Raw genomic sequence first — 325 nt, 5'->3', positions numbered from 1 at the left:
CATTCTCACCACCTGGGTCACGGTGCCCAGGACGAGCTTCCAGTGGTTGCAGGGGCAGCCGCGCACCTTCGCTTCATCGGCCAGTTGCTCGCGCTACTTCTGCGCCGACTGCGGTGCGCACCTGGTACTGTTCACCACGCTCAGCCCGCAGACGCTGGACGTGACAGTCGCCACCCTCGATGCGCCGGAGCGGGCGCCGGCCAATCGACATATCTGGGTGGGTAGCCGTCTGCCATGGCTCAGTGTCGATCCGCAGCTGCCGGAGGAAGATGAGGAGCTGCTGTAGCGGGGGGCGTCAGGGCAGCTCCAGGCCTCCGCTGGCCTT

General features: G+C 66.8%; 1 protein-coding gene. It reads left to right on the top strand.

The window, feature by feature from the left end; all coding sequences use genetic code 11:
- The coding region (locus tag J0A65_RS26795; protein WP_206597206.1) for a GFA family protein at positions 1–286 on the top strand (286 nt) is incomplete at its 5' end.
- Positions 287–325: the final 39 nt, after the last annotated feature.

Source organism: Bowmanella yangjiangensis, assembly GCF_017255015.1.
In the GTDB taxonomy this organism is placed as follows: Bacteria; Pseudomonadota; Gammaproteobacteria; order Enterobacterales; family Alteromonadaceae; genus Bowmanella; species Bowmanella yangjiangensis.
This window is presented reverse-complemented; position numbering and strand designations above follow the sequence as displayed.